The sequence below is a fragment of the Pedobacter caeni genome (assembly GCF_900129215.1).
Classification (GTDB): domain Bacteria; phylum Bacteroidota; class Bacteroidia; order Sphingobacteriales; family Sphingobacteriaceae; genus Pedobacter; species Pedobacter caeni.
The window spans coordinates 1-2,237 of the sequence record NZ_FQUQ01000021.1 but is presented as its reverse complement, the minus strand read 5'-3'; the positions used below and the strand labels follow the sequence as shown (position 1 = coordinate 2,237).

1 protein-coding gene is annotated in these 2,237 nt (G+C 46.4%); it reads left to right on the top strand.

The window, feature by feature from the left end:
• Positions 1-2,237 (top strand): beta strand repeat-containing protein (locus BUC20_RS33505; RefSeq protein ID WP_143166995.1); only part of this gene is annotated, 2,237 nt, incomplete at both ends.

The window sequence follows — 2,237 nt, the reverse complement described above, 5'->3', positions numbered from 1 at the left end:
ACAGATCAGTTGCCAGCGGGTATCATCAATGCAAACTGGAGCACCAATGCAACCGGAACTGCATCAGTGGTTTCCGGAGGTACAGGTAGCGGACTCGCATTGAGCTTAAGGGCGAATGTTCCTGCTGGTGCAGGCAATGTGATTCTGGTAACGGTAACCGGTAAAGTGGATCCATCTTTTGCGGGAACACAATTGGTGAACACCTTTAATGTGACCCCTTCAGAACCTGGTAATCCAGCAGTAACTTCTAATACCACAACTACTTTGATCAGTAAAAAAGCAGATCTTCAGATTCTGAAAACAGGGCCGTCAACGGTAATTGCTGGTCGTGCGATAACCTATACCATTACCGTAAATAATGCAGGCCCTTCCAATGCTGCTAACCTGAGCATTTCGGATATTGTGCCTTCGGATATCGTGGTGAGTAACTGGGTTGCAACTGCTCAGAATGGAGCTGCTGTAAATGGTACATCTTCAGGAACAACCAATACGATTGCTGTTCTGGCTGATCTTCCTGCAGGTACAGGCTCAGTGACCATCAATGTATCGGGAACAGTAGCGGCTGATTTTACCGGCACATCATTAGTAAATACCGCTACTGCAACACCACCGGCAGGTACTACTGATCCTACACCGGCCACAAGTACGGTAACGACTACTGTTAGCCGTGTAGCCAATGTGAGAATCATCAAATCTGGTCCTGCAAATATTATTGCAGGTGCGCCAATTACCTATAGCCTCAGAATTGTTAATGATGGTCCAAGTAAAGCCATTGGAGTAGTCATAGCAGATGCGCTGAAATCCCAAATTACGGGTGCAACCTGGACGGCAACTGCCAGTGCAGGAGCTTCGGTAAGCACTGGAACCGGAAGTGGAAATGTAAACCTTACTGCGGATATTTCTGCAGGTGCAGAAGTGAATGTAGTCATTTCGGCAACTGTAGACCCTGGCACGCCAAACCTTACGGAGATCATCAATACGGCAACGGCGAATTTCCCTCCCGGAAGTCCGATTACGGACCCGGATCCTTCTTCAAACACCAGTTCAGTGCCAACCAAAGTAGGACTTCAGACAGATATTCTGGTTTCGAAAAGCGGACCTGCTACCATTGATATCGGAGATAGAATAGATTATACCATAGAAGTTAAAAACGGAGGAATCAGTAACATCACCAATGCCACAATTGAAGACATTGTTCCGAATTCAGTAGCAGTAACGAGCTGGACGGCTACCCCATCGGGTGGGGCAACTGTTGGAGGTGGTGTGGTACCAATCAATGGTACAGGAAATTCAATTCTGACCTCCGGAGATATCCCGACGGGACCAAACGGACTTATTCTGATCAGAATTCAGGGAACCGTGAAAACTACTGCTGAAGCAAGTTTTACCAATACCGTAAAGGTAACAGCAAACGGTGTAGAAGAAAGTTCTGTAACGACTGCAGTAAACCAATCTACTGATGTTTATGTAGAGAAAAGTGGTCCACAGGAGATCACTGCGGGATCTGCGATCACCTACCAGTTAAAAATTGGTAATGACGGACCTGTAAATATTACAGGTTTGACCATTGCAGATAACATCCCTGCAGATATCAAAAATGTAAGCTGGAGCAGTACCCTTGTTGGTAGCGCTTCACTTACCGGAGCTACAGATGGAACCACCAATACCATTACAACCACTGCAAATATTGCGGCAGGTGCAGGCAACTATATCCTGATCAATGTGAAGGGTACAGTAGATGCAGCAACTGCGGGTAAAAACATCACCAATACAGCTAACATTACCTTACCTGCTGGTAAGACCGACTTTAATATGTCGAACAACAGCAGTTCGGTAGTGACCAAAATCATTTCGAAATCGGGACTGTCGGTGCGTAAGATGGGACCTTCGAATGCAGTATCAGGATCTGAGATTACCTATACTGTGATTGTGGCCAATGCCGGACCTAGTAATGCGGTTGCCGCAGTAATTACCGATGTGGTGCCGTCAAATATCAAAAATGTAAGCTGGACTTCTGCACAAACCGGAACAGCGAACATCACTGCCGGCGGAACAGGAACCAATAATAACAATGTCAGCCTTACCGCTGATATCCCTGCAGGTGCAGGAAACGAGGTGACCATCACGATTAAAGGAACGATTGATCCTGGATATGTGGGGCAATTGATCAATACTTCGGTAGCTACTCCTTCAGAAAGTGGTAACCCTCCGGTAACTTCAGAGAATGTAACCACCAA